Source organism: Pseudoalteromonas sp. SG44-1 (genome assembly GCF_014164315.1).
In the GTDB taxonomy this organism is placed as follows: Bacteria; Pseudomonadota; Gammaproteobacteria; order Enterobacterales; family Alteromonadaceae; genus Pseudoalteromonas; species Pseudoalteromonas rhizosphaerae.
In genome coordinates this window covers 1-1,598 of sequence record NZ_JACJEW010000162.1, presented here as the reverse complement: position 1 = coordinate 1,598, position 1,598 = coordinate 1, and the positions used below count along the sequence as shown (strand labels likewise).

Annotated in this window: 3 protein-coding genes; all 3 read left to right on the top strand. The window is 34.4% G+C overall.

Annotated features, from left to right (window positions below):
* The first annotated feature begins 425 nt into the window (after positions 1-425).
* The 3 genes from H5187_RS23425 to H5187_RS23415 are packed head-to-tail and all read left to right on the top strand — an operon-like array spanning position 426 to position 1,490.
* Positions 426-884, top strand: a complete 459-nt coding sequence (locus H5187_RS23425) for a hypothetical protein (protein ID WP_182762842.1) — start codon at positions 426-428, stop codon at positions 882-884.
* Positions 885-913: 29 nt separating this feature from the next.
* Complete coding sequence (locus tag H5187_RS23420; protein WP_182795027.1) at positions 914-1,075, top strand: hypothetical protein; 162 nt, start codon at positions 914-916, stop codon at positions 1,073-1,075.
* Complete coding sequence (locus H5187_RS23415) at positions 1,068-1,490, top strand: hypothetical protein (RefSeq protein ID WP_182798460.1); 423 nt, start codon at positions 1,068-1,070, stop codon at positions 1,488-1,490. Before H5187_RS23420 ends, H5187_RS23415 begins: the two co-directional genes overlap by 8 nt.
* Positions 1,491-1,598: the final 108 nt, after the last annotated feature.

Below are 1,598 nucleotides of genomic sequence, written 5' to 3'. Positions count from 1 at the left end.
GAGGAGTTAAAACCCTATTTAGACCCAACAGATTGCCAAGTTAACCGTCAGGAAGTGTGGTAATTAAAAGCTAAATCGCTCTTTAAAAATTTAAAAAATTGAACCTAAAGTGATGCATTTAATTGTTTTAGGTTTAGTTTGCAGCTTATGTAGATAGCGGTATTGTTATTTTTCCTGATAAAGCATCAGGTGACGCCGCTTTTCTAGCTGTAATTTGCCGACCCAAATACCACGAGAAACCCTTGGTGAAGTGGTGAGTATTTTATACCTGATTACAGGCAACGCTTGATCTCTGAACCTGAAAGAAAAGAAACGTTAAATCGGAATACAAAGCCAAACGGTTATTTATGCAACTAACCTGCGGTATGCCGTAAATACCCTATTTTAATATTATTAAGAGGGAAATCATGAACAAGGACGAAAAAATGAACGCAACAATCAAAAGTATCCCAAGCAAATTCACGGTTGTAAACTTTACGGCTAATTATAAGACACACTTCAACGCCAGTTTGAATGTGGCTATATGGACTGTCATAGCAGCTGCTTTTGCATTATTGACACTATCTGCAATTTTTACGTCACTAACAGGGCCTGATTATCTCTATATTCAAGGAGATATGTCGTTGACTCAATTTTGGCAACTATACTCAGGCCCAATTGCGACGGTTGGCTTTTTATTGACTTATGGTTGCACACAGTTAGTTACTATCAATAAGTCGTATTGGAAAGTGTACTTTATGAATAATGTTGAGGTGATTTATAAAGGAGAAAAACTAGACTTAAATTGTTATGAACTAAGGATGTACGATAAGGGTAAGTTTATTATTGCTAAAAATAACCAGCAAATTGATGACTTTATTTTTCAGCTTAACAACGTTAGTTAATTTAGGTCTATGCTATCCCAGCTTTATCTATGTGGCCGAAACATTTCGAAGTTGATTGGAAAGTAAAAGTACAGTACCGCCTAGATAAAAATGTGACCTTGCCCTATGTGGATATTGATGAGCGTAATAACTGGGATAAAGGTGAGCAACCAGATAAAGCATGGATAATAAAGGAAATAGAATATGCATGAGCAGTATGCTGAAACCGCTTATAGAGGTAAGCAATATGCAAAATTTAGAGATGAAATAGCGACTGATGAGCGTGACTCTATGTATTGCCGTTATCAAAGTAAGCAAGCAATATACCCAAGAGGAAATGTTTTTGGACACTGTTTTGACAGTTCTCAAAACTCCGATTATAAATATAATTTATCAGGTAAAGCTGAACATTATAGAAATGTTCTTGGTAGTGATCCGCATATTTTAAGTCTATCTACATTAGGAAAAAAAGTAATTGACGTACTATTATTTTTTTGGTTTTGTGCGCATTTAACTCTTCTACTTTTTATATTTTGTTTACCTCTTTTTTTATTTCTATTTGGAGATCCAGAAGAGGCAAAAGATGTATTAATTGTACTTTTATTTATATGGTGCGTATTCTCATGACTTTGATCACCGATTCTCATCAGCTTTGATCACTTGATTTATCATTTTGTAGAGCCGTTTTTAAATTAGCTTAACTGATCATCATCAGTCAATTTATTTAACTGTTTT

What these genes read in the sequence shown, in the direction of transcription:
- H5187_RS23425 (WP_182762842.1), top strand. Translation starts at nt 426, where the DNA reads ATGAACGCAACAATCAAAAGTATCCCAAGCAAATTCACGGTTGTAAAC.
- H5187_RS23420 (WP_182795027.1), top strand. Translation starts at nt 914, where the DNA reads ATGTGGCCGAAACATTTCGAAGTTGATTGGAAAGTAAAAGTACAGTAC.
- H5187_RS23415 (WP_182798460.1), top strand. Translation starts at nt 1,068, where the DNA reads ATGCATGAGCAGTATGCTGAAACCGCTTATAGAGGTAAGCAATATGCA.